The 26,235-nt window shown below is 46.0% G+C and carries 30 protein-coding genes and 1 pseudogene; 14 read left to right on the top strand and 17 right to left on the bottom strand.

Annotated features, from left to right (window positions below; genetic code table 11):
* Window positions 1–44: 44 nt before the first annotated feature.
* The 4 genes from QUA42_RS01145 to QUA42_RS01130 all read left to right on the top strand — a co-directional run bounded on the left by QUA42_RS01145 (window position 45) and on the right by QUA42_RS01130 (window position 2,508).
* Window positions 45–536: an FHA domain-containing protein gene (locus tag QUA42_RS01145; RefSeq protein WP_333134355.1), complete on the top strand. Its 492-nt coding sequence runs from the start codon at window positions 45–47 to the stop codon at window positions 534–536.
* A 55-nt stretch (window positions 537–591) separates the two neighbouring features.
* A complete protein-coding gene (locus tag QUA42_RS01140) occupies window positions 592–1,329 on the top strand; it encodes a PRC-barrel domain-containing protein (RefSeq protein WP_333034788.1) in 738 nt (245 codons plus the stop codon).
* A gap of 280 nt (window positions 1,330–1,609) precedes the next feature.
* The gene (locus QUA42_RS01135) at window positions 1,610–2,059 is read left to right on the top strand and encodes a hypothetical protein (RefSeq protein WP_333134353.1); all 450 of its coding nucleotides are present in this window, start codon (window positions 1,610–1,612) and stop codon (window positions 2,057–2,059) included.
* Window positions 2,056–2,508: an FHA domain-containing protein gene (locus QUA42_RS01130; RefSeq protein ID WP_333134351.1), complete on the top strand. Its 453-nt coding sequence runs from the start codon at window positions 2,056–2,058 to the stop codon at window positions 2,506–2,508. The genes QUA42_RS01135 and QUA42_RS01130 overlap by 4 nt, the downstream gene beginning before the upstream one ends.
* 141 nt (window positions 2,509–2,649) lie before the next feature.
* Here QUA42_RS01130 and QUA42_RS01125 read toward each other — a convergent pair whose 3' ends face one another.
* Complete coding sequence (locus tag QUA42_RS01125; RefSeq protein ID WP_333134349.1) at window positions 2,650–3,228, bottom strand: DUF1997 domain-containing protein; 579 nt, start codon at window positions 3,226–3,228, stop codon at window positions 2,650–2,652.
* Between the two features lie 208 nt (window positions 3,229–3,436).
* On the opposite strand from QUA42_RS01125, the gene pheA reads away from it, so the two are divergent.
* Both pheA and QUA42_RS01115 read left to right on the top strand, forming a co-directional pair.
* On the top strand, window positions 3,437–4,363 hold the full coding sequence (pheA, locus tag QUA42_RS01120) for a prephenate dehydratase (protein WP_333134348.1): 927 nt from the start codon (window positions 3,437–3,439) through the stop codon (window positions 4,361–4,363).
* Between the two features lie 50 nt (window positions 4,364–4,413).
* Window positions 4,414–5,058, top strand: a complete 645-nt coding sequence (locus tag QUA42_RS01115) for a pentapeptide repeat-containing protein (protein WP_333134346.1) — start codon at window positions 4,414–4,416, stop codon at window positions 5,056–5,058.
* Window positions 5,059–5,093: 35 nt separating this feature from the next.
* Here QUA42_RS01115 and QUA42_RS01110 read toward each other — a convergent pair whose 3' ends face one another.
* From QUA42_RS01110 to QUA42_RS01075, 8 genes are all read right to left on the bottom strand, one after another.
* Window positions 5,094–6,032, bottom strand: a complete 939-nt coding sequence (locus QUA42_RS01110; RefSeq protein ID WP_333134344.1) for a PspA/IM30 family protein — start codon at window positions 6,030–6,032, stop codon at window positions 5,094–5,096.
* A gap of 216 nt (window positions 6,033–6,248) precedes the next feature.
* Complete coding sequence (locus QUA42_RS01105; protein WP_006632192.1) at window positions 6,249–6,890, bottom strand: LON peptidase substrate-binding domain-containing protein; 642 nt, start codon at window positions 6,888–6,890, stop codon at window positions 6,249–6,251.
* Between the two features lie 408 nt (window positions 6,891–7,298).
* Window positions 7,299–7,616, bottom strand: coding sequence for a 30S ribosomal protein S10 (rpsJ, locus tag QUA42_RS01100; protein WP_006632193.1), 318 nt, complete (start codon window positions 7,614–7,616; stop codon window positions 7,299–7,301).
* Between the two features lie 189 nt (window positions 7,617–7,805).
* A complete protein-coding gene (gene tuf / locus QUA42_RS01095) occupies window positions 7,806–9,035 on the bottom strand; it encodes an elongation factor Tu (protein WP_333034796.1) in 1,230 nt (409 codons plus the stop codon).
* A 101-nt stretch (window positions 9,036–9,136) separates the two neighbouring features.
* The gene (gene fusA / locus QUA42_RS01090) at window positions 9,137–11,209 is read right to left on the bottom strand and encodes an elongation factor G (protein WP_333134342.1); all 2,073 of its coding nucleotides are present in this window, start codon (window positions 11,207–11,209) and stop codon (window positions 9,137–9,139) included.
* Window positions 11,210–11,554: 345 nt separating this feature from the next.
* Entirely contained in the window at window positions 11,555–12,025 is a 471-nt protein-coding gene (rpsG, locus tag QUA42_RS01085) for a 30S ribosomal protein S7 (RefSeq protein WP_006632196.1), read from the bottom strand.
* 145 nt (window positions 12,026–12,170) lie between these two features.
* Window positions 12,171–12,551, bottom strand: a complete 381-nt coding sequence (gene rpsL, locus QUA42_RS01080; protein WP_006632197.1) for a 30S ribosomal protein S12 — start codon at window positions 12,549–12,551, stop codon at window positions 12,171–12,173.
* Window positions 12,552–12,650: 99 nt separating this feature from the next.
* Window positions 12,651–12,794, bottom strand: coding sequence for a hypothetical protein (locus tag QUA42_RS01075; RefSeq protein ID WP_333134340.1), 144 nt, complete (start codon window positions 12,792–12,794; stop codon window positions 12,651–12,653).
* 212 nt (window positions 12,795–13,006) lie between these two features.
* Between QUA42_RS01075 and QUA42_RS01070 the strand changes: the two genes are divergently transcribed.
* Both QUA42_RS01070 and QUA42_RS01065 read left to right on the top strand, forming a co-directional pair.
* Window positions 13,007–13,210 carry a hypothetical protein gene (locus tag QUA42_RS01070; protein WP_333134338.1) on the top strand — a complete coding sequence of 68 codons (204 nt, stop codon included), beginning with the start codon at window positions 13,007–13,009 and terminating at the stop codon, window positions 13,208–13,210.
* Window positions 13,211–13,428: 218 nt separating this feature from the next.
* Window positions 13,429–14,283, top strand: a complete 855-nt coding sequence (locus QUA42_RS01065) for an Npun_R2479 family HD domain-containing metalloprotein (RefSeq protein ID WP_333059034.1) — start codon at window positions 13,429–13,431, stop codon at window positions 14,281–14,283.
* Window positions 14,284–14,439: 156 nt separating this feature from the next.
* Here QUA42_RS01065 and QUA42_RS01060 read toward each other — a convergent pair whose 3' ends face one another.
* The 6 genes and pseudogenes from QUA42_RS01060 to QUA42_RS01035 all read right to left on the bottom strand — a co-directional run bounded on the left by QUA42_RS01060 (window position 14,440) and on the right by QUA42_RS01035 (window position 19,602).
* Window positions 14,440–14,955 (bottom strand): transcriptional repressor, encoded by a 516-nt coding sequence (locus QUA42_RS01060; protein WP_333134336.1) that lies wholly within the window; start codon window positions 14,953–14,955, stop codon window positions 14,440–14,442.
* 484 nt (window positions 14,956–15,439) lie between these two features.
* Window positions 15,440–15,921 (bottom strand): annotated as a pseudogene (locus QUA42_RS01055) (chlorophyll a/b binding light-harvesting protein); the annotation flags it as partial.
* A 549-nt stretch (window positions 15,922–16,470) separates the two neighbouring features.
* Entirely contained in the window at window positions 16,471–17,208 is a 738-nt protein-coding gene (locus tag QUA42_RS01050; protein ID WP_333034951.1) for a response regulator transcription factor, read from the bottom strand.
* Window positions 17,209–17,804: 596 nt separating this feature from the next.
* Window positions 17,805–18,767 (bottom strand): FTR1 family protein, encoded by a 963-nt coding sequence (locus QUA42_RS01045; protein ID WP_333134334.1) that lies wholly within the window; start codon window positions 18,765–18,767, stop codon window positions 17,805–17,807.
* Between the two features lie 96 nt (window positions 18,768–18,863).
* On the bottom strand, window positions 18,864–19,298 hold the full coding sequence (locus QUA42_RS01040; protein ID WP_333034807.1) for a ferritin-like domain-containing protein: 435 nt from the start codon (window positions 19,296–19,298) through the stop codon (window positions 18,864–18,866).
* Between the two features lie 118 nt (window positions 19,299–19,416).
* Complete coding sequence (locus QUA42_RS01035; protein WP_333134331.1) at window positions 19,417–19,602, bottom strand: hypothetical protein; 186 nt, start codon at window positions 19,600–19,602, stop codon at window positions 19,417–19,419.
* Between the two features lie 250 nt (window positions 19,603–19,852).
* On the opposite strand from QUA42_RS01035, the gene QUA42_RS01030 reads away from it, so the two are divergent.
* Window positions 19,853–20,026 carry a hypothetical protein gene (locus QUA42_RS01030; protein WP_333134329.1) on the top strand — a complete coding sequence of 58 codons (174 nt, stop codon included), beginning with the start codon at window positions 19,853–19,855 and terminating at the stop codon, window positions 20,024–20,026.
* 579 nt (window positions 20,027–20,605) lie between these two features.
* On the opposite strand, the gene QUA42_RS01025 is transcribed toward QUA42_RS01030, so the two are convergent.
* Window positions 20,606–20,746 carry a hypothetical protein gene (locus QUA42_RS01025; RefSeq protein WP_333134327.1) on the bottom strand — a complete coding sequence of 47 codons (141 nt, stop codon included), beginning with the start codon at window positions 20,744–20,746 and terminating at the stop codon, window positions 20,606–20,608.
* On the opposite strand from QUA42_RS01025, the gene QUA42_RS01020 reads away from it, so the two are divergent.
* The 3 genes from QUA42_RS01020 to QUA42_RS01010 all read left to right on the top strand — a co-directional run bounded on the left by QUA42_RS01020 (window position 20,741) and on the right by QUA42_RS01010 (window position 23,235).
* A complete protein-coding gene (locus QUA42_RS01020) occupies window positions 20,741–21,670 on the top strand; it encodes an energy-coupling factor ABC transporter permease (RefSeq protein WP_333134325.1) in 930 nt (309 codons plus the stop codon). The two genes, QUA42_RS01025 and QUA42_RS01020, sit on opposite strands and share 6 nt — an antisense overlap.
* Window positions 21,663–22,319, top strand: coding sequence for an energy-coupling factor transporter transmembrane component T (locus QUA42_RS01015; RefSeq protein WP_333059027.1), 657 nt, complete (start codon window positions 21,663–21,665; stop codon window positions 22,317–22,319). Before QUA42_RS01020 ends, QUA42_RS01015 begins: the two co-directional genes overlap by 8 nt.
* 181 nt (window positions 22,320–22,500) lie before the next feature.
* Entirely contained in the window at window positions 22,501–23,235 is a 735-nt protein-coding gene (locus QUA42_RS01010; RefSeq protein WP_333034814.1) for an ABC transporter ATP-binding protein, read from the top strand.
* A 97-nt stretch (window positions 23,236–23,332) separates the two neighbouring features.
* On the opposite strand, the gene QUA42_RS01005 is transcribed toward QUA42_RS01010, so the two are convergent.
* On the bottom strand, window positions 23,333–24,337 hold the full coding sequence (locus QUA42_RS01005; protein WP_333134323.1) for an ion transporter: 1,005 nt from the start codon (window positions 24,335–24,337) through the stop codon (window positions 23,333–23,335).
* 242 nt (window positions 24,338–24,579) lie between these two features.
* On the opposite strand from QUA42_RS01005, the gene QUA42_RS01000 reads away from it, so the two are divergent.
* Both QUA42_RS01000 and QUA42_RS00995 read left to right on the top strand, forming a co-directional pair.
* Window positions 24,580–25,587 carry a 2-hydroxyacid dehydrogenase gene (locus tag QUA42_RS01000; protein WP_333134321.1) on the top strand — a complete coding sequence of 336 codons (1,008 nt, stop codon included), beginning with the start codon at window positions 24,580–24,582 and terminating at the stop codon, window positions 25,585–25,587.
* Between the two features lie 196 nt (window positions 25,588–25,783).
* Window positions 25,784–26,221, top strand: a complete 438-nt coding sequence (locus QUA42_RS00995) for a CAAD domain-containing protein (RefSeq protein WP_333134319.1) — start codon at window positions 25,784–25,786, stop codon at window positions 26,219–26,221.
* Window positions 26,222–26,235: the final 14 nt, after the last annotated feature.

The raw sequence follows: 26,235 nt of genomic DNA, 5'->3' as shown, positions 1-26,235 counted from the left end.
AAATCGCATATTAAGGCGCTCTACCAAAACTCAATGCTGCCAATGTGATTAAGCTGACCTTGCTACATCCACTCCAGTCTATACCCGTCCGCAGTTGGATCTTTGAAGACGAGCAGGTCGTCCGGATCGGGCGCTCGACCGAAAACCACGTCGTTCTTTTTAGCGCTGTGGTTTCACGTCGCCACATCGAATTGCGGCGTAGCGGCATAACTTGGGAACTGATCAATTTAGGTACCAACGGCACTTACCTCGATGGTAAGCCGATCGCTAAGGTTCCCATTGTGGACGGTCTGATCGTTCACTTGGCTCGCTCAGGGCCGAAAATTCAAATCAACGTAGGCCCGAATCAGTCCTCAGTCCAGTTAGGACAAATTAACGTCAAGCCCAGGGAGGCTAAGGAAATTAACGCTCCCTCGGGCGGCGTGCACATTAGCACGATTCCTGTTCCTGACCAAAAAGAAGTTGGCACTTCCAGGGAAGAGGAGGAGTTAACCGAGGCAGATAATAATCGCCATTATTCGGAAGAAGAATATTAAATCGGCTTCTTTGGACGATCGACATTTTTCAAAGACGGCACTCAGGAGTTTATTTATGAGTACATCACCACAGATTGTTAGGCGCAGCGAACTGCTCAACCGACGCACGATCGACCGCAGAACGGCGGAAGAGGTCGGCAGGGTAGATCGAGTTTGGCTCGATGCTCACTCCCAGCGGGCGATCGGCTTTACTTGCAAGTCGGGACTTTTGGGCAGCAAAAAAACTTGGTTCGCTTGGGCGCAAGTTGATACGGTGGGGGAAAATGTTTTTGTCACCATTAACCCGGAACTGCCGGAATTGCATCAGCCGGAACAAGCTGTTTGTCCGATCGGCCTTGAGGTGCTCACGGACGCTGGGAATAAGGCAGGTGCAGTGGTTGACTACCTATTTGATGTCCGCACGGGTTCAGTCACCCACTACCTATTTAAATCGAGCGGCTGGCGCGGTGTTTTAGACGACATTTACTTGTTACCTGTGGCAGCTATTTCGACTATCGGCAGCAAGCGCGCGATAGTCTCTGAAGCTGCTGTATCGGAGCCAGTGCAGTACGCGGAGGGACTGCACAAAAAAGTCGGTCTGGTAGCAGAGTTTTTACATGAAGATTTCGACAGAACTCTCAAAAATGTGGCAGGTGTGAAGCGGGGCGCTCAAAGTCTGGCGGAAAAATTCCAAGATAAAGCTCTCGAAGTCAGGGATGTAGCTCAAGAAAAAGTTGCAGAGTTGAAGCGGCAAAGGCAAGAATCTGTCCGACCAGAGCCGAACCCGGAGCCGCCCGACTTAGATTTGAGCTGAAGTTTGGCCTTCCCGCTCGCCGGGGGACTAATTGCCGATCACATTTGGGGACCGCGCGCGCGAGGAAGGTCGATCGGTATTTTCGCTATGAGAGATTGATGCGTTGTCGCTCAAAATTCCAGTGCTGCTCAAAGCATTGTATTTTAAAGGTATCGCATCAATAAGGAAAATGTTAGCAACTCAAAAAGACCTATGCTGTTTGATACAATCAACAAGTATTTTATCTAGAGACCCCAGGATTAATAATTGGTTAACTTCTTTCTTTATAAACAGCGAGTCGTTGATCAGTGACTGTCGCCCGATCGAGAACTTGAATCAGCGGTGCAACCCGCACGGGTCTGAGTTAAATTCTCGGGTTCATCAGCGGGAAAAGGATTATTTAGCCGAGCGAATTGAGTGGCTCACCCATCGGCACAATCGCGTCCTCACAGACCAAATTAATCAAGCGGTTTTAACCACTGTCCATCACTGGGAAGTTCACCCGATTAATAACATCGTGTGTGGTTGTTACCGAGGACAGCAAAAATTTGCGCCTGCCCCAAAAGCTAACCCTCAAAAGTTGGTTGAAATGCCTCAAGCCGCCAAAAGTTCTACTTTTACGGCAGATAGAGGGAATAGTGCCGCACTGACGACGCCTTTAAAAAGCAAATTTTTTGCACTTTTCTCCCAAAAAATCTCTCTGGAAGTATCCCCGTTTCTGTCTGGCGGTGGAGTGTCAAAACATCAGTGATTACCTTAACTCTTTTACATCCTATCCAGTCTGTCCCAGTTCAAAGTTGGTGTTTTGAATCAGAACCGGTGGTTCGGATCGGTCGATCGAACGACAATGATGTAATTATTTACAGCGCTGTAGTTTCCCGCCACCACGTAGAGCTGTGGAATCACGCCAATGGCTGGGAAATTATTAATTTTGGTGCTAACGGCACTTATGTAGATGATAGACCGATCGCTCAGGTGTCCGTTGTGGACGGGATGACAATTCGCTTGGGCAACTCCGGGCCAAAAATCAGGATTGGGGTAGCCGCCACGAATCAACCGGGCAAAATAATCAAGCCACCGCAGCAGGACCTCCGTCAAAAGGAGGAAGTTTCAAAAAACAGGTCAACTGCTTGGCCTGGGGGCGTGGGAATCATCGAAGACGATGAACATGGGGGGCTGACTCACATCGATCTTGACTGACCAGCAGCTATCTCTCCCTGCTGGCTAGTTCCAACAAAGCGACCGATGCCCAATTCAAGCGTCTCACTAATATTGTGGTAAGTAGCCTGATTTGTGCCTAAATATCCCTATACATTAATTAACAGGTTGTGTCGTAGAATGTCAGCCTTCTAAAGATAAGATTGGGGGGAGATCGCTCGATATTAGCTCACTTTCGCTGTTTGCCCAGCGGCGGTAATCTAAGAGCAACTGATACATCAACCGCTGTTTCACGCTCAGCAGTACGCTTTTGAGCAAAGCATTCCCCGTTGCTTCTAAAATGGGTTTGGGCGTCAGCCAAAACGGCGGCGGTAATTCTACTTGCACTTCCAAATCCGCTTTTCCCTTCAAGTATGCTACCCCGCTGCTTTGGTGTACACAAAGCTTTCCTTTGAGATTGAGAGCAAAGCGATCGTTTATATAACCTACGCCACGAATGTCGCAGGCGACGGACTCTAAATTGATTGTGCCATCCGACTCAGCCCACACCCTCATGTCTACGGTGGGTTGAATGCTCAGCATCATAAATTGTAACGGTCGCATTTTTAGGCGGAAACAGTCATCGCTTAGCTGTTCTGTGCGACTTTGATCGACAAGGGCGTTCACCAGTCGCCTTGGCTGGCGCAGATAATGTTGAATGGGAACTCGTTCCTCTGGTACGGCGATCTCAACGGATTGGGAAGAATTAAAGCGGATATACATGAGAAAATATCAAAATAAAGGATTCCTAAGCATATCTTAATAAAGTATCACCTTTTTTAAGGTGACATAAGTCGCGCATTAAGTCGCGAACCCAGCAATGTCATCCGAGAAATCACTGATAAAACCTTTCGCGACATCGCTAATTTTTCATCATACTTCCTAGCTGATGAGAGTAAAGCAAACATTTGTAACCTAAAATTGCCTCTAAATGAAAATTTCTATCGCACATCTCGGCCCTGTTGGTACAAATGCAGAAACAGCGGCTCTAGCTTATGTCAATTGGTTGAGCCAAGAAACTAACTTGGAATGCACCCTGTGTCCTTATTCCACCATTTCCCAAGCGCTAGAGGCATCGGCCGTAGGGCAGGTTGACTATTCAGTTGTGCCCGTTGAAAATTCGATCGAAGGCAGCGTGACTGTCACCTTAGATACACTGTGGCGACTTGATCAACTCCGCATTCAACACGCCTTAGTTTTGCCAATTTCCCACGCCCTGGTATCTAATGCCAAAAATTTTAACGAGATTCAAAAAGTTTACTCTCATCCGCAAGCGCTAGCTCAGTGTCAGGTATGGTTGGGGCAGTTTATTCCCTCAGCTCAATTAATTCCGGCCAATTCAACCACGGAAGCATTGCAATATCTGGAAGATAGAAATGTAGCAGCGATATCTTCGCCAAGAGCGGCTGAACTTTACAATTTGCCAGTGTTAGCTCACCCCATTAATGATTATCCCGATAATTACACTCGCTTTTGGGTACTCAGCAGGAGTTTTGGAGAAATCGGAAACGTAGAACCTGGGGAGCGCTCATCCATTAAATCCATTACACAATCGGCTCCTGAGTTGATCCTCGATGCTTCACCGTCTAATTGCACCCATACCTCCCTAGCTTTTAGCGTACCTGCCAATATGCCCGGAGCACTGGTAAAACCTTTGCAAGTATTTGCCAGTCGGGGTATTAATTTAAGTCGGATTGAATCTAGACCGACTAAAAGATCGCTCGGAGAATATATTTTCTTTATGGACGTTGAGGCTAACGCCTGCCAACCATTTGTTCTCTCAGCACTAGAAGAATTAAAAAATCACACAGAAACTTTAAAAATCTTTGGTTGCTACAATGTACTGTCAGTAGTATAATTTTCTTTTATGTAGTATACTTTTTAAGTCAAGCTTAGGAGGCTGGTGAGATGAAAGCTGATGAACTTCTCAAGCGATACGCAGCCGGAGAAAGAAATTTTCACGAAGCCAATTTGATAGGCGCTTTCCTGTCAAAAGCTTTTCTAATTCACATTAATCTAGCCTGTGCGAATTTGAAAGAGGTCAATTTAGCTTTAGCAGACCTAAGTTGGGCTAACTTAATAGATGCCAACCTCAAGAATGCTTGCCTAGTAATGGCTAAACTCGAGGGCACCGATTTAAGCGGCAGAGCCGATCTAAGATTCGCGAGATTAACAGGAGCTGACATGAGTGAGGCAAACCTGGCAAACGCTAACTTGAGCGATACGAAAATGATTGGTGTTGATTTGAGCGGTGCAAACTTGTATAAGGCAAACCTTATGGAAGCCAACCTCATAGATGCTTGCTTGGACAATACAAACCTCGACAAAGCCAATTTAAGCAATGCTAGACTGCGGGGAGCGAGTTTGCGGGGAGCAAGTTTGAGAGGCGCATTTTTGTGTGAAAGTAACCTTGAGTACGCAGATTTGAGAGAAGCTGACTTGCGCGGCGCTAATTTAAGCGGGTCATTTTTGTGCGGTGCTAATCTCCAAGGAGCTAAGCAAGAGGGGGCAATTTTTAGCGGGGCGATTCATTTTTGCTTCAGACAAGTCTGATCTCAGACAATATAGCTACGCGGAGAATCCGACAACTAAGGACTAAAAAATATACTATTGACTTGGCTGAAAGTGAAGTCTATTTGCTGCTGTACCTTAGCAAAATGAAGCTGCATCTTGAGGATCTCTTTCTTGGAATTAGCTTGAGCAATCTTACTTTCCAAAGCCAGCAAGTTGCGGTTGAGATTTTCTACTCGCACAGTTTGGTAGTCTAAGTCAGTTTTTAGTTCGGCGGCCCGATCGACTTGAACCTGCTTGCGAACCACGGCGACGCGGACTGAATTTTCATCCTGTGTCTGAAGAGCTAGCAAAGCTCGTTGCTGCCACTGGTTGGCTTGAGATTCAACTTGATTGTAGAGCCACTGAATCCGCAGTTGGGCGGAAATCGCAGTGCCAACAGCCTGACGCAGTTCTTTGAGAGGTTCCTGAATTTCTAAGATTAATAGTTCCCAAAGATTCCTCAGTTCGCTGGTAAATTCTTCGCGTTCTACAGAGGCTACCAGTGCTTCTAAGAGCAACAAATTTGGTTGCATTTGCTGCGTAACTGTCTCAAATATTAACTGTGCTTCGGACATTTGCCGATCGTAATTTTTTTCTGAGACTACAGCGGATGAGCGCTCTAATATTTTTTGAGTGCTGTCTACTTCAGCTTTTGCATCTACACTGGCAGCTACAAAGGCCTGTAATTTTTCAGGGGCGATCGAACTTAGTTTTTTTCGGAGCAAATCGCAGGCCGCCCGCTGCACTGGCCCTGTTTCGCTTTGACAAATCTTGATGACTATTTTTAAGCCGGCATCGCCGTAATTCAATGTCTCTCTCAGGGCGGCGATTCGATGTTCGCTGACAGAACTAGACAGTCGGTGTTTAACTCCTGCTAGTCCGCCGAGCACTACACCGCCCACAGGAGGTGGCAGTTGACCGCCTCTAACTGCATCGTATGGTTTCGGTTGATCGAGATTTTCTAACACAAGCATTTACTGCTATAAAGAACCTATCCGAACCTGTTTGAAGTTAAGAATTAAACAGATACCAGTTCCAAAAAAGAATGGAACTGTAGGCCCGCGATCCAAACCCTTAGTTCATCAGTCAATCGAAAATCAAAAATCAAAAATCGAAAATCGAATGATTTGTGTGTAATTCTTTCTTCAATGCAGGCAAAGTCGATCGTACTTTTTTCCTGCGCCCATTGGCTACTTAAGCGTATCTTTAAGTACAGTCCTCGCTGCCAAGTGATTGCGAGTAGAAGTCAAAATTTCGGTTTCGCGTTCCAATCTCGCAGCAGTATCTTGCAATTCTAAAAGAGTTTGCTGTTCTGTCGCTGCACCGTAAAGGTAGCTGGCTACCCAGTAGGACAATTCGGTGGGCAAACTGGGAATGTCTTCGGGCAGGTCGATCGGCTGATCCATTAATTTGCTGGAGAGGCGAACTACATCTCTCAGCAGTTGTTCGACATCTTTTCCCAAAGGTCTGAGGTCTTTTTGGGGCGGTTCGTCTTCAATCCATTCTACTAGACCGACTAAATAGGGTTTTTCCCGAACTGCGTCGAGCACTCGGAACCGTTGCTGTCCGAGAGTCATAATTTTCATGCGGTCGTCGGGGAGGCGCTGACAGTGAATCACTTCGGCGCAACAGCCAACGGCAGAGACTTTGTTTTGGTTGGGGTCCCACATGAGTACACCGAAACGCCGATCGCCCTCCAGAATCGTATTCATCATGATTCGATAGCGAAACTCGAAGATTTGCAGTGGGAGTGGCCTACCTGGAAATAGAACCACTTCCGGCAACGGAAATAAGGGGAGTTCGCGAACTGCTACAGAGGAAGAGGATGCCATTGTCGCTCAAAAGTGACGGTACTTGCGCTTATTTTTCTTACTTTAACTGATTAAAGGCAATTCCGGGGCAGGAGCGATCGGGCTTTTTCGCTCGCCACGGAAGCGACGGCGAGCTATCTCCGGTGCTGGCAGCTTGACAAAGGCGTTATTTCGTCAAAATGTTAAATATACCTTTTTGGTAAACTAAGTGAGTCCAAAGGCGATGATAGCGACTGCTAAAGGAGCATTTTTGTAGTGATCGCGCCTTAATTAAGAATAATTATTTAAGTTCGTGTCGGAGCAGAAGTTTTTGCTAATTATTCACTAATAACTAATACCTAATAACTAATGACTAGGAAAATTTCAACAAAAAGAAGGAACAATTTATTTAATCTTTGTTCCTTCTTTCCGAGTTTTCGATAACTCAATCTACAGCTTGACTTCGATATCTACGCCGGCTGGCAAATCCAGTTTCATCAAAGCGTCAATTGTTTTGGCGGATGGCTGGTGAATGTCGATAATGCGGCGGTGGGTGCGGGTTTCAAAGTGTTCGCGAGAATCTTTGTCTACGTGGGGCGATCGCAGCAAGCAGTAAATCCGCCGTTTGGTGGGCAAAGGAATCGGGCCGATCGCTGTGGCTGCTGTCCGATTTGCTGTATCTACAATTTTTTCGCAGGATGCGTCTAGAATTCGGCGATCGAAAGCTTTGAGGCGAATGCGAATTTTTTGCTGTTGAATTGTTGCCATTTTTGTTTCTTGAATTTTCGAGGTTCAGTTTGTTGTTTGTTGTCTGTTGTCTGTTGTCTGTCGTCTATTTGCAGTTGTTTTTGGGTTCACTGCTAACAGCAGACTCCTGAGTAATAACTAATCACTAAATAGCAGAAAAGCCTGATTAAATTTGGTGGCTTTTCTGCTATTTAAGCTGTTATTGGAGTCCTACTTAAGGATTTTGGAAACAACGCCGGCGCCGACGGTGCGGCCGCCTTCGCGGATAGCGAAGCGCATTCCTTGTTCGATTGCGATCGGGTGAATCAACTCAACAGTCATTTTGATCCGGTCACCGGGCATCACCATTTCTGCTTCACTACCGTCATCAGCGGTGAATTGTGCGATCGTGCCGGTCACGTCAGTGGTACGGACGTAGAATTGAGGACGATATCCAGAGAAAAAGGGCGTGTGCCGGCCGCCTTCTTCCTTCTTGAGGATGTACACTTCAGATTCAAACTGGGTGTGAGGCATGATGCTTTTCGGCTTGGCAATCACCATTCCGCGTTCAATATCCGCCTTTAAAATCCCCCGCAGCAGTAGACCAACGTTGTCGCCGGCCAAGCCTTCATCCAACTGCTTGGTGAACATTTCCACACCAGTCACCGTAGTGCTGCGAGTGTCCTTAAGACCCACCAATTCAACTGTTTCGCCGACTTTGATTGTGCCGCGCTCAATCCGACCAGTAGCAACAGTACCCCGACCCGTAATCGAGAATACATCTTCTACAGCCATCAAGAAAGGCTTATCAATTTCGCGCTCTGGCGTGGGGATGTAAGCATCTACTTCTTCCATCAGCTTGTAAATTTTGTCAACCCACTCATTTTCGCCCTTGACAGTCTTGGGATTAGCAAGCATCGCTTCGAGAGCTTTCAATCCCGAACCTGTAACGATGGGGATGTCATCGCCCGGAAAATCGTAAGAGCTCAAAAGTTCCCGAACTTCCAGTTCTACCAATTCCAACAGTTCAGCATCATCCACCATGTCTTCTTTGTTCAAGAACACAACCAAGCTGGGAACGCCAACTTGCTTAGCTAGCAGGATGTGTTCGCGAGTTTGAGGCATGGGGCCGTCTGCCGCTGACACTACTAGGATGCCGCCGTCCATTTGAGCTGCACCGGTGATCATGTTTTTCACATAGTCAGCGTGTCCGGGGCAATCTACGTGGGCATAGTGCCGACCTGTGGTTTCGTATTCCACGTGAGCAGTATTAATCGTAATACCCCGTGCTTTTTCTTCAGGCGCAGCGTCGATGTCGGCGTAGTTCTTAGCCTTTGCTTGACCTAGTGCAGAGAGAGTCATCGTAATCGCGGCGGTCAAAGTTGTTTTGCCGTGGTCAACGTGACCGATCGTGCCGATGTTTACGTGGGGTTTATTCCGTTCAAATTTTGCGCGTGCCATTCTTGATCTGTTCCTTGTTTCTTTTAGCGATTTTAGACTTTAGATTTTAGATTCTAGACTTTGGATTTAATCCAAAATCCAAAATCTAAAATCTAAAATCATTAGTTTCCTTTGTTCTTAGCGATAATGGCTTCAGCCACGTTTCGCGGCACTTCTTCGTAATGGCTGAATTCCATTGTGAAGATGCCTCGACCTTGGGTTTTCGAGCGGATGTCGGTGGCGTAACCAAACATTTCTGCTAGTGGAACTTTTACAGAAACTTTGGCTATCCCCTGATCCGTCTCTTGACCTTCGATCTGACCCCGACGCGAGTTGAGGTCTCCGATGACGTTCCCGATGTAATCTTCGGGAACTTCAACCTCTACTTTCATCATAGGCTCTAGCAGCACTGGCGACGCCTTCATCACGGCTTCTTTGATCGCCATTGAACCGGCGATCTTAAATGCCATTTCTGAGGAGTCTACGTCGTGGAAAGACCCGTCTACCATAGTAGCTTTGAGGTCAATCACGGGATACCCTGCTACGATACCTGATTCGCAGGCTTCTTTCATCCCTTGTTCTGCCGGGCCGATGTACTCTTTTGGTACAGTGCCACCAACAATTTTGGAGACAAATTCAAAGCCGCTTCCGACTTCGGTGGGTTCTAGTTCGATCACAACGTGACCGTACTGACCTTTACCGCCACTTTGGCGGATAAATTTACCTTCGGCGCGGACGGATTTGCGAATGGTTTCGCGGTAGGCTACTTGTGGCTGACCCACGTTCGCTTCTACTTTGAATTCCCGCAGCATCCTGTCTACCAGGATTTCCAGGTGCAGTTCGCCCATGCCGGCGATGACTGTCTGGTTGGTTTCTGGGTCAACGTTGACTCGGAAGGTGGGGTCTTCTTCCGAGAGTGACTGGAGGGCTTTGGAGAGCTTCTCCATGTCTTGTTTGGTTTTGGGTTCGACAGCCACCGAAATCACTGGCTCTGGAATAAACAGAGATTCCAGAATCACTGGCGCTCCTTCTTCGCAGAGGGTGTCGCCGGTGAAGGTGTCTTTCAAACCCAAGGCTGCTCCCAAGTCTCCTGCCCGCAGTTCCTCAACTTCTATCCGATCGTCCGCTTTGAGTACAATTAGGCGAGAAACCCGCTCTTTTTTGTCTTTGGTGGAGTTCAGGACGTAGGTTCCTTTTTTGAGGATACCGGAGTAGACGCGAACAAAGGTCAGCCTGCCGTAGGGGTCAGCCATGATTTTGAATGCCAGGGCTGACAGGGGCGCGCCGTCGTCTGCAAATCGTTCTGCGGTGTCGCCGTTGGGCAGGAGTCCTTGAATTGGGGGAACTTCCAAGGGCGACGGCAGATAGTCGATGACTGCATCCAACAACAACTGAACGCCTTTGTTTTTGAATGCCGAACCGCACAACATGGGGACGATCGTACCTTCGACAGTGCCGTGACGCAGGGCCAAGCGGATTTCGTCTTCCGTTAACTCTTCGCCTTCGAGGTATTTCTCGGTGAGGGCGTCGTTGGTTTCTGCTACCGACTCGATCAGCTTGGTGCGGTATTCTACGGCTAGATCCTTTACTTCATCGGGGATTTCTACTTCCTCGATGTCGGTTCCCGTGTCGTTGTTGTAGATATAGGCTTTCATTTGCACTAAGTCTACAATTCCCCGGAAGTTTTCTTCACTGCCGATCGGGATTTGGATGGGTACGGCGTTCGCTCTCATTCGATCGCGAATTTGGCCGTAGACTTTGTAGAAGTTTGCGCCCATCCGATCCATTTTGTTGACGAACACTATCCTGGGTACTTTGTACCGATCGGCCTGTCGCCAAACTGTTTCGGATTGCGGCTGCACTCCCCCTACCGAGCAGAACACTGCGATCACTCCGTCGAGCACTCGCATCGAGCGTTCGACTTCGATCGTGAAGTCTACGTGTCCGGGAGTGTCGATGATGTTGATTTTGTAATCTTTCCAACTGGTGGTGATAGCAGCGGCAGTAATCGTAATTCCCCGCTCCCGCTCTTGCTCCATCCAGTCAGTGACTGCTGTTCCCTCGTGCACTTCACCCATTTTGTGAACCATGCCTGAATAGAACAGAATTCTTTCAGTTGTTGTTGTTTTGCCCGCGTCTATGTGGGCTGCGATGCCGATGTTGCGAGTTTTTTCTAGCGGGACGGTACGTGCCACAGCTACCTCCTTAATCTTGTGTTGCTGTTATAATACTATTATACTACACAGTAACCCTATTTTGCACTCCCCAGTGACTTACAAAAGTCTCTGGAGCTTATTGTTACATTTTAATATTTTTTGCAAGATTTGTTTACAAAAATATTAAGGATGCGACATGGAGGATTCAGAGAGTGCATGAATTTTGAGTGCATGAATTTTGATTTTGAGAGTTTTGAGTTTGCTTCACGAATCGCAAGTGCGCCAAGAGAAGCAATCTCAACACTCAAAACTTACACTTTCCAATTTCTCACCCGATGCTTTTATACCGCACGATCGCGCTCTTCTCCATGCCCGGTGTTGCAGTTAGTAGCGGTAGTGAGCAAAAGCCTTGTTAGCTTCAGCCATGCGGTGAGTTTCTTCGCGCTTGCGAATAGCACTCCCTGTTTCGTTAGCTGCATCCATCAGTTCGTTGGCTAGCTTGGCTGCCATCGAGCGGCCGGTGCGGGCGCGGGCAAATCTGATCAGCCAGCGGAGGGCGAGGGTGGTACCGCGATCGGAACGCACTTCCATTGGAACTTGGTAGGTGGCGCCACCTACCCGGCGGGCTTTGACTTCTACAAGAGGTGTCGCGTTTTTGACTGCTTTTTCAAACAAGTCTAACGGTTCAGCCCCTGTCCGTTCTTGGATGGTTTTGAGGGCGTCGTAGACGATGCTGGAGGCAACGGATTTTTTGCCGTGCTGCATGATCCGTCTCACCATCATGCTTACCAACCGGCTGTTGTAGGTTGGATCTGGTGGAACTGGACGTTTTTGAATAACTGTGCGGCGAGACATAGTTCTATTTGGGATTTTTGATTTTGAATGATTGAGTTTGGGGTTTTGGGATCACATCTCGATTTTTGACGATCGAGCGTGCAATGGATCGGTGCGATCGGATTTATTTTTGCTTCCCAACCCCGACGAGCGGGCGAGTTCCGTGTTATTTTTTCTCTTTAGGACGCTTAGCCCCGTATTTAGAACGACCCTGCTTGCGGTCTTTCACCCCAGCGGTGTCTAATGTACCCCGAATGATGTGGTATCTAACTCCGGGCAAATCTTTTACCCGACCGCCCCGGATCATTACTACCGAGTGTTCTTGCAAGTTGTGACCGATCCCAGGGATGTAGGCGGTGACTTCAAAACCAGAGGTCAGCCGTACCCGAGCCACCTTCCGCAGCGCCGAGTTGGGTTTTTTCGGGGTGGTCGTGTACACTCTGGTGCAAACTCCGCGGCGCTGGGGGCAACTCTTGAGAGCTGGCGATTTGGTTTTTTTCTGCGTTTGTTCCCGTGCTGAACGGATGAGTTGCTGAATAGTGGGCATGAGTTACGGCATTTCTAGCTTTTTGCTGAATATAGTGATTTGGCTGTATCCGCACTGAAAGTCCCTTCCCCTCTGGGGGGACGGGATGAATGAAAATAATTATGGGTAAGTGAGGATACCAGACTCTGTATTGTACACGACGCGAGTTTCTTTGGCAAGAAATTTGCGCGACCCGCGATCAAACTTCCTTCCTTGCTGCAAGTTGGGAGGGGGCGAGCGCAACGGGAAAATGGTATGTGACATCTTATAATTTAGGCGCAACTATGATGATTTTCAGAGCCGTCAGCAAAATTTATGACGATCGCAATATCGCGCTTTTTCGATCAAATTACGATTGTGAGGAGAAGTGCATTAACTCTTGCCTGGGATCGCATCACAGTCTATAGCCGATCTACATCACATAAAATTATCTAAAACTGCCGGACAATAAGAAATATACATTGAGTTGACTGCAGATGACAACCAAAGCTTATATTCAGGAATATAAAATTTCCGAACTTTACTTGAATATTTGGAAATCCGGTAAAATCGATCGGACTGTGTTCCAGCAAATTCAATACGCAATTAATTCTCACAGTTTAAAAAGTTCAGAGGATCGAAAAATTGTCAGCAGGCTGCTGTATGCAGTACGGCGGGGATGGGTGTTAGTGATGGACTGAGTTGCTTGGGAATTTTGACTCAGGGCGCGAGATTGCTTGGTAACTCCCCGGGCGTAGCTGCGTCAATGAGTTTTGAGATTGCCACCCACCTGCCACCCACAGAGCATAACGCACACGGGGTGCATGAGTTGTGAGCTAAAATCTCCTCCATAAAATTAGAGGACTCCCAAATAGATGCACTGCTCTTAAAAGGAAATATTAAGGTAAAAGGACAGGGTATGTTTAATTCTACAGAACTGCTGATCGAGGCTTTCATCGAACAACTTCAGAACGGGTACAGCCGCACTTACGGAGGCTACAAATCAGACTATGCTGACATTATTGCCTGGGTGGGGGCAATGGCGTTAGAAAACATCGCAAACAGCGATGCTCTTTATCACAATGTAGAACACGCCATTTGCATTAGCTTAGTCGGTCAAGAAATATTGCGGGGAAAACACATTCGCAAGGGCGGAGTTTCCTGCGAAGATTGGCTGCACTTCATCATTTCTTTGCTGTGCCAAGACATCGGATATGTCAAAGGAGTTTGCCGGCAAGACCAAGAATCAGAAGGATTGTATGCTACTGGAAAAGATGGCATGAGAATTGCACTTGCTCCCGGTGCAACAGCGGCTAGCTTAGCTCCTTACCGAGTTGACAGAGCTAAATTGTTCATTGACGAGCGCTTCGGCAACCACAAGCTAATTAATGCTGAGATAATTAAGCAGAACATAGAACAGACTCGTTTCTCGGTGCTTGACGGCAACACTGACGAGGATGCAGGTAATTATTCTAGTTTAGTGCGCGGTGCTGACTTGATAGGTCAGCTCAGCAACCCGCAATATTTGCAGAAAATTGGCGCGCTGTTTTACGAGTTGGAAGAAAGCGGTGCTACTAAAGTTTTGGGCTATCGACATCCGGGCGACCTGCTGCAAAGCTACTCTAAGTTTTACTGGAGCGGCATTTATCCTCACATCAGTGAATCTCTCGGTTACTTGCAGTTGACGCAGGAAGGCAAACAGATTGTTGCTAGTTTGTACGCTAACATATTTCGGATGGAACACCAACGTTGCGATTCTTCTGAGGTTGCTTGATTGCAAAAGTGAATTCACCCGTCACCAGTTAGCAGTCAGTTGTCAGTTGTCATGGGGTATTTTTAGGTGCTAATAACTAACAGCTCATAACGAATAACAAAGCACAAATTACCAATGACCACCAATTCCCTATTGCCGAAGTGTATTTTATCCCAATCAACTAATTTCTTCCTCCATTTCCGAATGATATCTGGGACACAACCAATTGCTGGGTACCAAAGAAGGCCATCCCTCTCGTAGCGCTTCCAAACAAACAGCTCGTACAGTTAATTGACAGTCAAGCAGTTCTACCCCAGCTTTTTCAACTTGCTTTTTGCCAATTCTTAAAATAGATTCATCGCTAAATTCAAAGGTTTTGTGACACTGAATGCAAACCAGGTGGTGGTGGTGGTGCAATTCGGGAAAATTCAGTTCGTAATGTTTGTGTCCTTCTGCTAATTCTAGTTCACGCAAAATTCCTATCCTTGCTAATAAATGCAGCGTTCTGTAGACAGTAGACAAGCCTATTCGTTCTCCTTGATTCTGCAAAGTCCTGTATAATTCTTCCGCACTTAAATGATTGCCTTGTGGCAGATTTTGAAAAACACTCAAAATAGTTTCTCGCTGGGGAGTCAGGCGGCAGCCTCTTTGGTTGAGTTCGACCTTGAGTGAGTTAGCACTGTATAAATTCATGTCGGAAAAAATAAATAAGTTGAGCGAGGATTGTCATGGATTATTTGTTATTTATTCGTGCTATTTTTTAGATGCTCCTAAAGTATATTTTCCGTGATAATCCATATAAATCTAGACTCCCCCTTTAATCCAGGGTAAGCTTCTAGCCACCTATCCCCCTTGATAAAAGTGGAATTAAAAAAGTTGTTTTCGGTATTTCTGCGTAATTTTTGTGAAGTTGAGAGCAATGTTGCGGATAAGCATTGGTAAAACAAGTCTTAGGTTCAAAGTCAGTGCAACCGATCGCATCTTCAGTACAAGCAACGCACGGGCGCACTGTAAATGTGAGGCGGTAGTCCTTAGTAAAAAAATCCCAATAACAAGGAATTGGATACAAGCGCTTGATTTGATGCACTCATTCTGGCAATGTTACGGACAGACTCCACAAAAATAATCAAAGTGGCAATACATAACTATTAGAAAAAGACAGTCATAAACCACCCTAATACATAGCTTTGGCCACCAACAAGAAGGTAGGGACACCCAGCCAAACTAGGTGGATGCCCAAGATGGTGGTCATTTTGTCTGCGTCTTCCCATGTGTAGCCAAAAAAAGAAGTTCTTGCTTCGAGGGTTGCTAGCCCTTTGAGCGAGTGAAAGATGCCGCCGAAGCCGAGAAAGGCTGAGCTGATTAGGTGAATCGCCCTAACGGCGAAGTACGGATCAGTATCGCCAATTTTGCCTCCCGCACCGCCGCCCCAGCCGAGTCTGGCTAGGTTTGGCAACAGGATTAAGCCTGGTTCGTACATGGGCAATTCTGGGTTAAAGCGGGAAAGCTCTAATAGGGTATAGGCTCCCGCCCAGAAGACGATGAGGCCGGCGTTGGCGACGTGGGTACCTAGCAAACGGCCGGAAGGTTGATTAAGCGGGCGTTGCCGACCCACGAGGGAAATGATTTTCCTTCGGCTGGGAAGGATTTTTTTGCCATGCTGGTCACGGCGATTTACCTCTTGAGAAAGATGCCAGGGGAGTTTTAAGCGCTCGCAGGTTATTGATATAGATAATCAACAATTTTAGTAGTTTCGTCAAGGGGTATTTGAGAAAAATTTTCACTGATTTGAGTTCAGGTATGTAAATCAGTAGGAAAAAAGCTCGTTATATCACGGTTATGACTGTTTTTGGCGCTTGAGCGGAGTTTGGCTTCTAGTTAGCAAAAATAGCAGCTAAAGGAATATCTCAAAAATTATTGATAAATAATATTATTAAAGAGTATTATGGCTAGAGTATTGTTTAAGTAGGTATCCCATCCTCTCGGAAAAGACAAGGTGGAAAAAGAAATCCGGTACTTTCCTATGGACAAGCTTCTCTAACAGTATGGTTAGAGGGGGGTGCGGGATTGTTTTTTTCCGAATCAAGAGACTTAATGCCTACTTGTTGACATATTCATCTCAAACTCCAAACAACCAAGCCTGAGAGCATTTGCTCTCAGGCTTTTCTAGCGGGATTTTTAACTGCTTGTGGCATTTGGCGCGCTAGCTCACGCAGAGGATTTGGTTTCTTCAGCTACTTGCTCGTTGTTGGGCAACTCCAGGCAATAACCAGCCCCGTATACGGTTTTGATGTACCGAGGATGTCGGGGATCGGGTTCCATCTTGGTTCTCAGGTGTCTGATGTGTACACGAATAGTTTCGATGTCGTCGTCGGGGTCGTAACCCCACACTTCTTTGAGAATTTCGCTGGGAGAGACTGTCTGACCGTGGCGCTGAAGCAAGCAGTGCAGCAACTCAAACTCTAGGTGGGTCAGTTTGACGGTCATATCGTACCAAACAGCTTCAAACCTTTCGGGGACAAGGGTCAGCGGGCCGTAATTCAGGATTTCGGAGTGTTTGGCAGCTTGGGGGATGCGGTCTGTGCGCCTTAGTAGAGCTCGCACTCGGGCTAGCATCTCTTCTAGTTCAAAGGGTTTGGTCAGGTAGTCATCGGCGCCGGAGTTGAAGCCTTCTACTTTGTCTTGAGTTTGACTTAAGGCGGTCAACATCAAGACGGGAATGTCTGAGGTGCGCTCGTCACGCCGCAAACGCTGACATACGGTGAATCCGTCTACTCTAGGCAGCATGAGGTCTAGCATGATCAGGTCGGGGAGCAGTTGTATTGCTAGTGCCTGACCTTTGATGCCGTCTTCTGCCTGGGTGACTTCGTAGCCAGCCATTTCTAGGTTGACTGCTACGAGTTCGGCGATCGCCGCGTCATCATCAATAACAAGTATCCGAGGCATCATTATTTATCTCACCGCTAACCGAATGGCAGATCCTACAGCCTTCTGGGGGTTCCAGGTAACTTTAACGAACAATTTTTTAATTTTAAGCTTCATTAAGGATGATAAGGTTGATTAAGAACTCTCGGGGCTCTGTAAATATTCTTGTACTTATTATAAGCCCTAAGAGCGCATATCAGAAAACTGTTTGGCCCAAATCTTGCTGGGGGCAGATTCTTGGTCGGGAAGAACAGCCTTAACTTTTGCAGCGTGCGCCTGGGGCTTCACAGGATCGCCCTAACGGTAGTCCGCGTTTTCCATAACCCTGTTAACCGTTAACTGTAATTTTTTTAAGTGAGTTAATTTTGCTGATAAAATTTTGGTGTTTTTTGAGGGTGTATGGCTTGCTTTTTTGGGGAATTGACGGTATTATTAAATAATATCAATACAAATATTTATAAAAAACTAAAGTCGATTAACATTTTTAAATCATATGATATAAAAGTCAAATAATCAATCCCGCAACCTAACAATTTTTGGGCAATTTTTTGCCTGGTCCGCTAATTTTTTTCTCGGGCTGGAATCAGCAAAACAACCCATAACAACTGCTTGCATACCTACTGAGGGCGAGTTTCCGATCGAGCTGGCTGAGTATTTTGCTTGGGAAGAGTGGCCTTAGAGCCTAATTTTTGGAAATAAAGACTGCCGATGGTGGCTAAAAATATTGTGTAAGCGGCTGCTTGGACGAGATAAAGTCGATCTCTGTATCCAAAAAGTGCTTTGAGAATCACTCCTGGAAATTGTCGATCGGGCAAAATTTCTGCTGCATTCCACACCATAGGCCCTAAAATACAAGAGTGGAGTGGTGCCAGGCGATCGTAATAAACACAAATTGCTGCATATGTGCTATTCATCTGTGACAAAATGCCAGCGGCTTGGTCAAAATGTTTGAGTGCAGATACTGCCAAACCTGCCACGATTAACAGCAACAAAATCCCCATAAACTTGAAAAACAGGCGGATGTCAATTGTTACGCCCCACTTGAACAGTAGCGCGCCAATGATTGCCGCCCCTGTCAAACCACCCAAAGCACCTAAAACAGGAGTTAAACCTTGTTGAAATTGAGCGCTGACAAATATAACTGTTTCAAAACCTTCGCGTAGTACCGCAATAAAAATTAAGCCAAATACACCCCAGCCGGCATTGCTATTTTCTGTCAAAGCTGCTGTAACTGCTCCTTCAACTTCTGCTTTGAGAAAGCGAGCTTGCTGAGTCATCCAAATTAGCATCCAGCTTAGCATTGCGATCGCCACAATGCCCAACACGCCCTCTAAGAGCTGTTTAATTACTGGTGCGTAAGGCTGCTCGGATGTTGATAGTGCTACGAGCAATCCATTGAATAAAATACCCACAAAACCGCTAGCACCAATGCCTGCTGCAACACCTGCATAAACCCAAGAATTGAGGTGACTTTGCTCGGCTTTTTTGAGGCAAGCTAGTACAATTCCGATGACTAAGGCGGCTTCTACGCCTTCGCGCAGGGTAATTACAAAAGTTGGTATGGCTTCACTAAAATTCATTTTTTATAATCATGGCGCATGGGTATGGGGGATTGGTCATTGGTGATTGGAAATAACCAATAACCAATAACCCATAAGAATTAACTAATGATTAAATCAACTATAATCCCGCAGCATTTTTTTCAGTTCTACTTGGTGCAATTCTTCTTGTCCAATTAGATTGCGGGCATATTCTTCCAAATAAACGCTGGAGTTGGTCACGACTTCAAGTAAAGATTTATACTTTTTGAGGGCTTTTTTCTCGTGATTTAAACTTTCTTCTAACAAGTCTTTCACCGAGTGTTTGTAGGTTTCTTCGATGGGAGCAATTTTCTGACTGGGATGCCCCTCTAAACCGGTGAGAATTTCTCCTGCTTGTTGGGCGTGGAGTAGAGATTCCGTTGCTTGTGCTTTAAAAAACTGCACGATGGGAATCCGGTTTGGCCCTGTCACCATTAGTGAATAGTGGGTATAGCGCACGACACCTGCAAGTTCCCATTCCATGATGGTGCATAGCAGTTCCTGGGTTTTTTTCTCGTCAAGTTCTTTCATTTGTTGTTTTAGAGGTAGAATGCCTTAGAGGGCGCTGTTTATAATATCACATTTAAGTTAAAAATGAAAAGTAAGGTGCGGATGGCGCACCTTACCGGATATAGATGTTATATGTGAGTTAGGGGTTAACTTCTAAGGTTCCAGTAGGAGCAAACACTACAGTAAACTTAGCGACTGGTGCTGCATTGTTGCTGCTAGTTTCGGGAGATTGGAGGAGATTTGGTAAAGGAGTTTCTTGGGTGTAATCCTTGGCTGGTTGATTGAGTGGCTCGAAATTGCCGTAGCTTGCGGGGCGGAACGCCATCGCCCCATCTTGACTTGTACTGACTCGATAGACTAGATTTTGATTGAACGTAGGGCTAGTTTGCCAACTTCGATCAATGCGATCGTAGACTTTTAGAGCTAACTCATCTAATTTTACGGCAGCCGTAATTTCTGCTGTCTGATTTGTTCCATCTACCGCCTAAACTTTCTGCGGGGCTGCTGATACAGGTACAGCTTGGACAGTCTTATCTGTAGGGCTACTCGCAATAGCCGTTTCAGTAGACGTATTAGTGAAACGTACAACGTATGGACACTTGTCAGGCAAATTTTTGGGGTTGTCAACAGCTAAACTGGAATTATTTGCAGCCGAAAGCGGACTGTTAGTTGTAATAGCTGGTTATGCCACCCCCTTAGCAACAGCATTAGCGGTATTTTGCTTCTCGATTGTCAAAGAATTGACATGAAAACCGCGAAACTTTTCTTTTTGGCTAACGCGCGAGAGCATCTCACTTTTGCAGCCAAGCTAAAAATTGGAGTTTTGATGTAGGAGGCAGGAGGGAAGAGGAAGAAGGAAGGAGCCAGAAGAAGTGTTTTTGCAAATATGATATATTCCCTAACGCGCCACATTGCGATGGTAAAAGTCAATCGATTTTAGATTTTAGATTTTAGATTTTAGATTAAAGCATTGACCTCACGGATAAATTATGGGGGCAAGTTTCATCGGATACAGGTTTTTTATTTCTCCACGGATGAATCCGGGGGCTTGTATCCTGGATGCTTTCGGTCACAAATTTAATGTAAGTTATTCTTAAGAGTGGGAATAAAACCAATTAGGGATTTTCAGTTTTTTCTTGATATTTTTTTTTAATTATTGCTTGAGCTTGGTGGTAAATACATTTGGCAGGTGAATCTGTAAACAAACATTGATCGTTCTTATCAAAAAGCTTGAATGTAGGGGTGTTCGGTAAAATATCCGGATAATTCTTCAGGATTATTTAATGTTGCATTTTTCATCCTCAAAACTTTGGCTGTGAAGCCCGAATCTATGTCAAATCAGCGATCGCCCGCCGCAAATCCCCCGATCGCTCGATCGCATTAATGCCCCCAGAGGGGGTTTTAAATTTTTGTAAAAAATAGTTGACTAAAGAGTTGGAAGTTCTCTCGTTTGGGATAGATCGATGCACATACCTGATGGTTTCCTTTCACCGCCAGTAGCCATTGCCACCGGCATAGCAAGCGCAGCAGTAATTGCAGTTGCCCTAAATCGAACCCGCGCCAGTCTTGGACTTCGACAAGCCCCAATCATGGGCTTAACCACAGCTTTCGTGTTTGCAGCTCAGATGATCAACTTTCCCGTAGCCGGGGGCACCAGCGGCCACTTGTTGGGAGGAGCGCTCGCATCCGTCGTTTTGGGGAGCCCTTGGGCGGCAACTTTAGCGATGAGCACAGTTTTTATAATTCAGAGCGTCTTGTTTGCCGACGGGGGCATCACCGCCTTGGGAGCCAATATTTTTAACATGGGGCTAGTTGGCATTTGGGTTGGCTGGTGGCTGTTGCAGCCATTGCAGCAACTTTTGGGAGGTTCCAGAAATCGTTTGCCCCTAGCCGCGGGCATCGCCGCTGGCCTCAGCGTCGTGGCTGCTTCGATTAGTGTGGCGATCCAATTGGCAATTTCTGGTACAGTAGGGCTCAATATCGCATTGCCAGCAATGGTAGGCGTACATATTTTAATTGGGATTGGCGAAGGGGTAATTACAGGCGGCGTTTTAACTTATCTCGTCAAAGTGCGGCCGGATTTACTGCCGGGACAACAGCCACAATTGCAGAAATGGGTAGTGCCAGTAATCGGAGTTTTATTAATTTCCGGGGTGCTTTCACTGTTCGCTTCAAGTTGGCCTGACGGGTTAGAAGCGGTAGCCGAAAAATACGGATTTAAAGATAAAGAAGCTGTGGCGATCGAAAATCCCACTCCTTTAGCAGATTACACAGTTAAAGGATTAGAAGAACAGCCTATTGGTACTAGCATTGCTGGACTTTTAGGGTCTGCCTTCAGCTTCGGCGCGGCTTTTGGGATTGCTCAGTTGGTGGTAAAACCTAAAGATGTCTAAACTCTCCATACCTTTTCGATTGCGAGTGTCTCTCACAATTGTGATTGGCATGGGTTTTCTGAAAACAGGCGCTTGGCTGTGGCTGGGGATTTATGGGGCGATCGCACTTTTTTGGTCGTTTTGGCTCAGGGCTCCGGTGCGAACCCTAGCGCAACTGTTGGGAGCAGAATTGCTTTTTCTCTCCTTATTAGTGCTGCCCCAAGGTTGGGAACGCGCCAGTTTTTTGTTGCTGCGTTCCCTAATTTGCCTGCTAATTATGAACAGTTTTCTGCTAACTTTGCCACCCCACAGTTTCGGAATCGCCCTCAAAGGATTACCCCTACCAGCAGGTTTGCAAGAGATTGTACTTTTAACAGGACAATACTTAGAAATCCTGCTAGCCGAAGTCAACCGCATGAAAATATCTGCCCAACTCCGGGGCTTGTCCGGTACGGGAGGATGGCTGCGTTACGCCAGTGCTTCCATGATCGGAGCGCTTTATTTGCGAAGTCTCGATCGGGCCGAAAGAGTACACGCAGCCATGCTAATTCGCGGCTATAAAGGAAGTTTGCCCTCCGACTCAAAATCGACACCTAAAGAGCGACTCTGGCTGACATTAGCAATTTTAATAGCAGCCGGATTAACAATAGCTTCTTACGGTTATTCGTAATTGGGCATTGGGTATTTAACTGGTTCCCGGCTCGGCATGGGAATCGATATCCAGAGGCTCTACCTCGCTTCTTGCGGAGGAAAAATGGAGGCAGAGCCGACCGATCTGCGTTACCAGGCCGAGCCTGGTAACGAGTTAAAATTATTCAATCTAAAATCTAACATCTAACATCTACAATCGGATGACTAATCTCAAATCCGCACCAACAATCGAAGTGCAAGACTTAGTATTTGGCTATCCCGATCAAAAGCCAGTATTGCGGGGAATTTCTTTTAGTTTGCAACCGGGAGAAAGAGTTGCTCTACTCGGTCTGACTGGTGCTGGTAAAAGCACTTTGCTCGAAAACTTGATCGGATTAAAAATGCCTCAATCGGGCGAGATTAGAGTGCAGGGAAAAAAGTTGGAAGAGGCGACTCTATCGCAGGCGCGCAGGCAGATTGGATTTTGCTTTCAAGATGCTAACGACCAGCTATTTATGCCGACTATTTTAGAGGATGTCATGTTCGGGCCACGCAATTACGGAGTGCCGCCGGGAGTTGCGCGCGATCGAGCTTTAGCCCTATTAGACGAATTTGGTTTAGTAGAATTTGCCAACCGTTCGGCCCACGAACTTTCGGGAGGTCAAAGAAGATTAGCAGCCTTGGCAGCAATTTTAGCATTAGAGCCGGCAATTTTAATCTTAGACGAGCCGACGAACGGACTCGATCCCTCGTGGCGGCGTCATTTGGCTAAGGTTTTGTCCCAATTGCCGATCGAGGTAATTTTGATCGCTTCTCACAATTTGAATTGGATCGGGAAAACAACTCAAAGGGCTTTAGTTTTGGCGGATGGTGAGATTAAAATTGACAGAAAAACCAAAGATTTGCTGGCAGATAAATCAACTCTCGAATATTACAATTTGCCACCAGATTGGTAATTAACTATTGACCCTTACTCATTACATAAAGCAATCATTACTAATTACAAGCGATAATAACGATGGGGTGGCAACCACAGGCCATGTATATCTGTAATTAAAGCTCGAATTTACGGACTGCTTCATTGTACAAATGAATAGCTAAATCGCGCAAAATTTGCTCATTTTGGAACTCATTTCCTAACTTCTGTTTTGCCATTTGAACACACATTTTCATCAATTCTGACGAACTTTCGATGTGAAGTGCGATCGCACTTTGGTTTTGTTGAAACCCGACCTCGATTTCCGCCAGCATTTTGATCGATTGATAATTAGCAGATTGTTGTAAATTTGCCGCCATTTTTTCCTGCTTTTTCCTTTGGACTTCCTCGGAAAAACCCGCAGCAATGAGCCCCGCAGGTAACGCAAAAATTCCGATTCCCAAAAATGCTAATATTGCGCCTAAAAATTTACCTAAAGGAGTGATTGGATAAATATCACCGTAACCGACAGTAGTTAATGTCACCACTCCCCACCACATTGCATCGAGGATGCTCGCAAAAGTTTCTGGATGCGCCTCGTTTTCAACAAAATACATGACGCTAGAGGCAAATATTAACAGAATAAAAACTGCAAATGCAGTGGCAATTAACTCCTCTTTTTTAGCGTACAATACTGCTCCCAGAGTTCTGAACGATTCTGAATAACGGCTCATTTTTAGCAACCGCAATAAGCGCAGTAGGCGAATCAAATTAACGAAGCTTAAATTAGGAAATAACAGCAATGAGTAAAAGGGTAGGATTGAAATTAAATCGATCAGACTTAGCGGTGTAAGACCGTATCTCAATCTTCCCCAAAGCGCGTGACTGTATCTGCTATCGACTGTACAAACCCAAAGCCTCAAAAGATATTCAATTGTAAATACTAAGGATGAAACAATTTCGATATTTTCCAATATCAACTTTTGTTCTAGCGACAATGTCGGCGAAGTAGAAGCAATAAAAGCTGCGACGTTAATCACAATTAAACAACTTATAAAAATATCGTCTACTAAACTGTATAAATTGCCCATCTCTGATTTTTCTAAAATTTCATAAATTTGAGTTTTGATTTTTTTTTGCATCTGATTTTTTCCTAAAAATTAGCAAGTAACGATCGAGCGTTACTACAGTATAAGCAATTATATTCAAAACAATAAGCAAGACTTGCCTTACGGCTAAAAATCTGGTTTCTTGAGAGAGGCATCGTTGCGAAACTCAATATTGATCGTGGAAACTGGGTTGTTTGGGGCAACGGCGTTCTACTAAAATTTAGAGTTAATCTGAAAAGAATTTCCAACTATTACTGGGTTTGCAGGCAAAAATCATGAAGGTAGCCGTATTCAGCACCAAATCCTACGATCGCACATTCCTGGAAGCAGCGAATGTCGGTGGCAAACACGATTTAGTTTTTTTTGAACCGCGTCTGAACCTGGAAACCAGCGTTTTGGCTGCGGGATTTCCGGCAGTCTGCGCGTTCGTGAACGACTCCTTGGACGCGAAAACGCTGCTTAGCATTGCCGAAAAAGGCGTCCGCTTGCTGGCCCTGAGATCCGCCGGATTCAATCACGTCGATTTAGCAGCAGCGAAGGATTTAAATCTAACTCTCCTCCGAGTTCCGGCTTATTCTCCCTACGCCGTCGCCGAACACGCAGTCGCTCTGATTTTGTCCCTCAACCGCAGAATCCATCGGGCCTACAACCGCGTCCGCGAAGGCAATTTCGCCCTAGACGGCCTCTTAGGTTTTGATCTCCACGGCAAAACGGTGGGAATCGTCGGAACAGGCAGAATTGGCGCAATTACTGCCCAAATTCTGCATGGATTCGGGTGTCGCCTGCTGGCATACGATGTTTACCAAAACCCAGATTGCCTCGCCCTAGGCATGGAATACGTCGCACTCCCGGAACTATTCGCCACCTCTGATATTGTCAGCCTCCACTGTCCGCTGATACCGGAAACTTACCATTTAATCGGTGCAGAGGCGATCGATCAAATGAAACGGGGAATGATGCTGATCAATACCAGCCGCGGTCAGTTGATTGACACTAAAGCTGTCACCAAAGCACTGAAGTCTGGTATAATTGGCTACCTCGGCTTAGATGTTTACGAACAAGAGACTGATCTGTTTTTTGAGGATTTGTCAAATCACGTTATTCAAGACGACGTTTTTCAGCGTTTGCTGACTTTTCCAAACGTCCTGATTACCGGACACCAAGCTTTTTTCACCGAGGAAGCTTTGAAAAATATCGCCGAAACCACGATCGGCAACATCACCGACTTTGAACAAGGACGCCCTTGCCCGAATCAAATCGACCTCGATCAAGTGAAAAAATGAGTCAAAAGACCGATTTGGCAGCGAAGGCAATTGTTTAAAATCAAGTCATATCGTTATTTTTGCTTGCAATTTGTGAAACTCTGCCTTAGGCTCATCAATTAGTCCCTGCAGCGCGGATGCTGTGCTAATTGCCGGAGAATTATACTGGCAGCAATTCACAGCCTGCAATTTTACCTGACAACGGAGGAAGTATTCAATGACACAAGCTAACTTTTCGGACGAGACACAAACAATCACTGAAGTCGTGACAGTAGATCTGGTTGAGGACAAACCGGGGGTCATGACTACAGTGACCACCACAGAAACAACGGCCAGCCAGTTCCAAGATATTAAAGACCAAGTTATTACAATTTTGTCGGAACTTCCAGCCTATCTCTCTAATTTTTTTGCTGACTACCAAAAGCCCCTCATAACAGTTGGTTTAATCCTGGCAGGCGGTATTAGTATTAAGGTAATGCTGGGAGTTTTAGGTGCTCTTAATGATGTCCCTTTGGTAGCTCCAATTTTTGAGTTGATTGGCATGGGATATACGGGTTGGTTTGTTTACCGCTATCTGCTCAAGGCTTCTAACCGCCAAGAGTTGTTAACGGAAATTGATGCTTTAAAAGAACAAGTTGTAGGTAAAGATTCTTAAAGAGATGTTGAAGG

It is taken from the genome of Microcoleus sp. Pol11C2 (genome assembly GCF_036701505.1).
Classification (GTDB): Bacteria; Cyanobacteriota; Cyanobacteriia; order Cyanobacteriales; family Microcoleaceae; genus Microcoleus.
The sequence above is the reverse complement of the archived record's forward strand: the minus strand, read 5'-3'. Positions and strand labels throughout refer to the sequence as shown.

Coding starts and splice junctions, on each gene's coding strand:
- QUA42_RS01140 (WP_333034788.1), top strand. CDS start 592: ATGAGTACATCACCACAGATTGTTAGGCGCAGCGAACTGCTCAACCGA.
- QUA42_RS01125 (WP_333134349.1), bottom strand. CDS start 3,228: ATGTATATCCGCTTTAATTCTTCCCAATCCGTTGAGATCGCCGTACCA.
- pheA (WP_333134348.1), top strand. CDS start 3,437: ATGAAAATTTCTATCGCACATCTCGGCCCTGTTGGTACAAATGCAGAA.
- QUA42_RS01115 (WP_333134346.1), top strand. CDS start 4,414: ATGAAAGCTGATGAACTTCTCAAGCGATACGCAGCCGGAGAAAGAAAT.
- QUA42_RS01110 (WP_333134344.1), bottom strand. CDS start 6,032: ATGCTTGTGTTAGAAAATCTCGATCAACCGAAACCATACGATGCAGTT.
- QUA42_RS01105 (WP_006632192.1), bottom strand. CDS start 6,890: ATGGCATCCTCTTCCTCTGTAGCAGTTCGCGAACTCCCCTTATTTCCG.
- rpsJ (WP_006632193.1), bottom strand. CDS start 7,616: ATGGCAACAATTCAACAGCAAAAAATTCGCATTCGCCTCAAAGCTTTC.
- tuf (WP_333034796.1), bottom strand. CDS start 9,035: ATGGCACGCGCAAAATTTGAACGGAATAAACCCCACGTAAACATCGGC.
- rpsG (WP_006632196.1), bottom strand. CDS start 12,025: ATGTCTCGCCGCACAGTTATTCAAAAACGTCCAGTTCCACCAGATCCA.
- rpsL (WP_006632197.1), bottom strand. CDS start 12,551: ATGCCCACTATTCAGCAACTCATCCGTTCAGCACGGGAACAAACGCAG.
- QUA42_RS01075 (WP_333134340.1), bottom strand. CDS start 12,794: ATGTCACATACCATTTTCCCGTTGCGCTCGCCCCCTCCCAACTTGCAG.
- QUA42_RS01070 (WP_333134338.1), top strand. CDS start 13,007: ATGACAACCAAAGCTTATATTCAGGAATATAAAATTTCCGAACTTTAC.
- QUA42_RS01065 (WP_333059034.1), top strand. CDS start 13,429: ATGTTTAATTCTACAGAACTGCTGATCGAGGCTTTCATCGAACAACTT.
- QUA42_RS01060 (WP_333134336.1), bottom strand. CDS start 14,955: ATGAATTTATACAGTGCTAACTCACTCAAGGTCGAACTCAACCAAAGA.
- QUA42_RS01050 (WP_333034951.1), bottom strand. CDS start 17,208: ATGCCTCGGATACTTGTTATTGATGATGACGCGGCGATCGCCGAACTC.
- QUA42_RS01045 (WP_333134334.1), bottom strand. CDS start 18,767: ATGAATTTTAGTGAAGCCATACCAACTTTTGTAATTACCCTGCGCGAA.
- QUA42_RS01040 (WP_333034807.1), bottom strand. CDS start 19,298: ATGAAAGAACTTGACGAGAAAAAAACCCAGGAACTGCTATGCACCATC.
- QUA42_RS01035 (WP_333134331.1), bottom strand. CDS start 19,602: ATGGCGTTCCGCCCCGCAAGCTACGGCAATTTCGAGCCACTCAATCAA.
- QUA42_RS01020 (WP_333134325.1), top strand. CDS start 20,741: ATGCACATACCTGATGGTTTCCTTTCACCGCCAGTAGCCATTGCCACC.
- QUA42_RS01015 (WP_333059027.1), top strand. CDS start 21,663: ATGTCTAAACTCTCCATACCTTTTCGATTGCGAGTGTCTCTCACAATT.
- QUA42_RS01010 (WP_333034814.1), top strand. CDS start 22,501: ATGACTAATCTCAAATCCGCACCAACAATCGAAGTGCAAGACTTAGTA.
- QUA42_RS01005 (WP_333134323.1), bottom strand. CDS start 24,337: ATGCAAAAAAAAATCAAAACTCAAATTTATGAAATTTTAGAAAAATCA.
- QUA42_RS01000 (WP_333134321.1), top strand. CDS start 24,580: ATGAAGGTAGCCGTATTCAGCACCAAATCCTACGATCGCACATTCCTG.
- QUA42_RS00995 (WP_333134319.1), top strand. CDS start 25,784: ATGACACAAGCTAACTTTTCGGACGAGACACAAACAATCACTGAAGTC.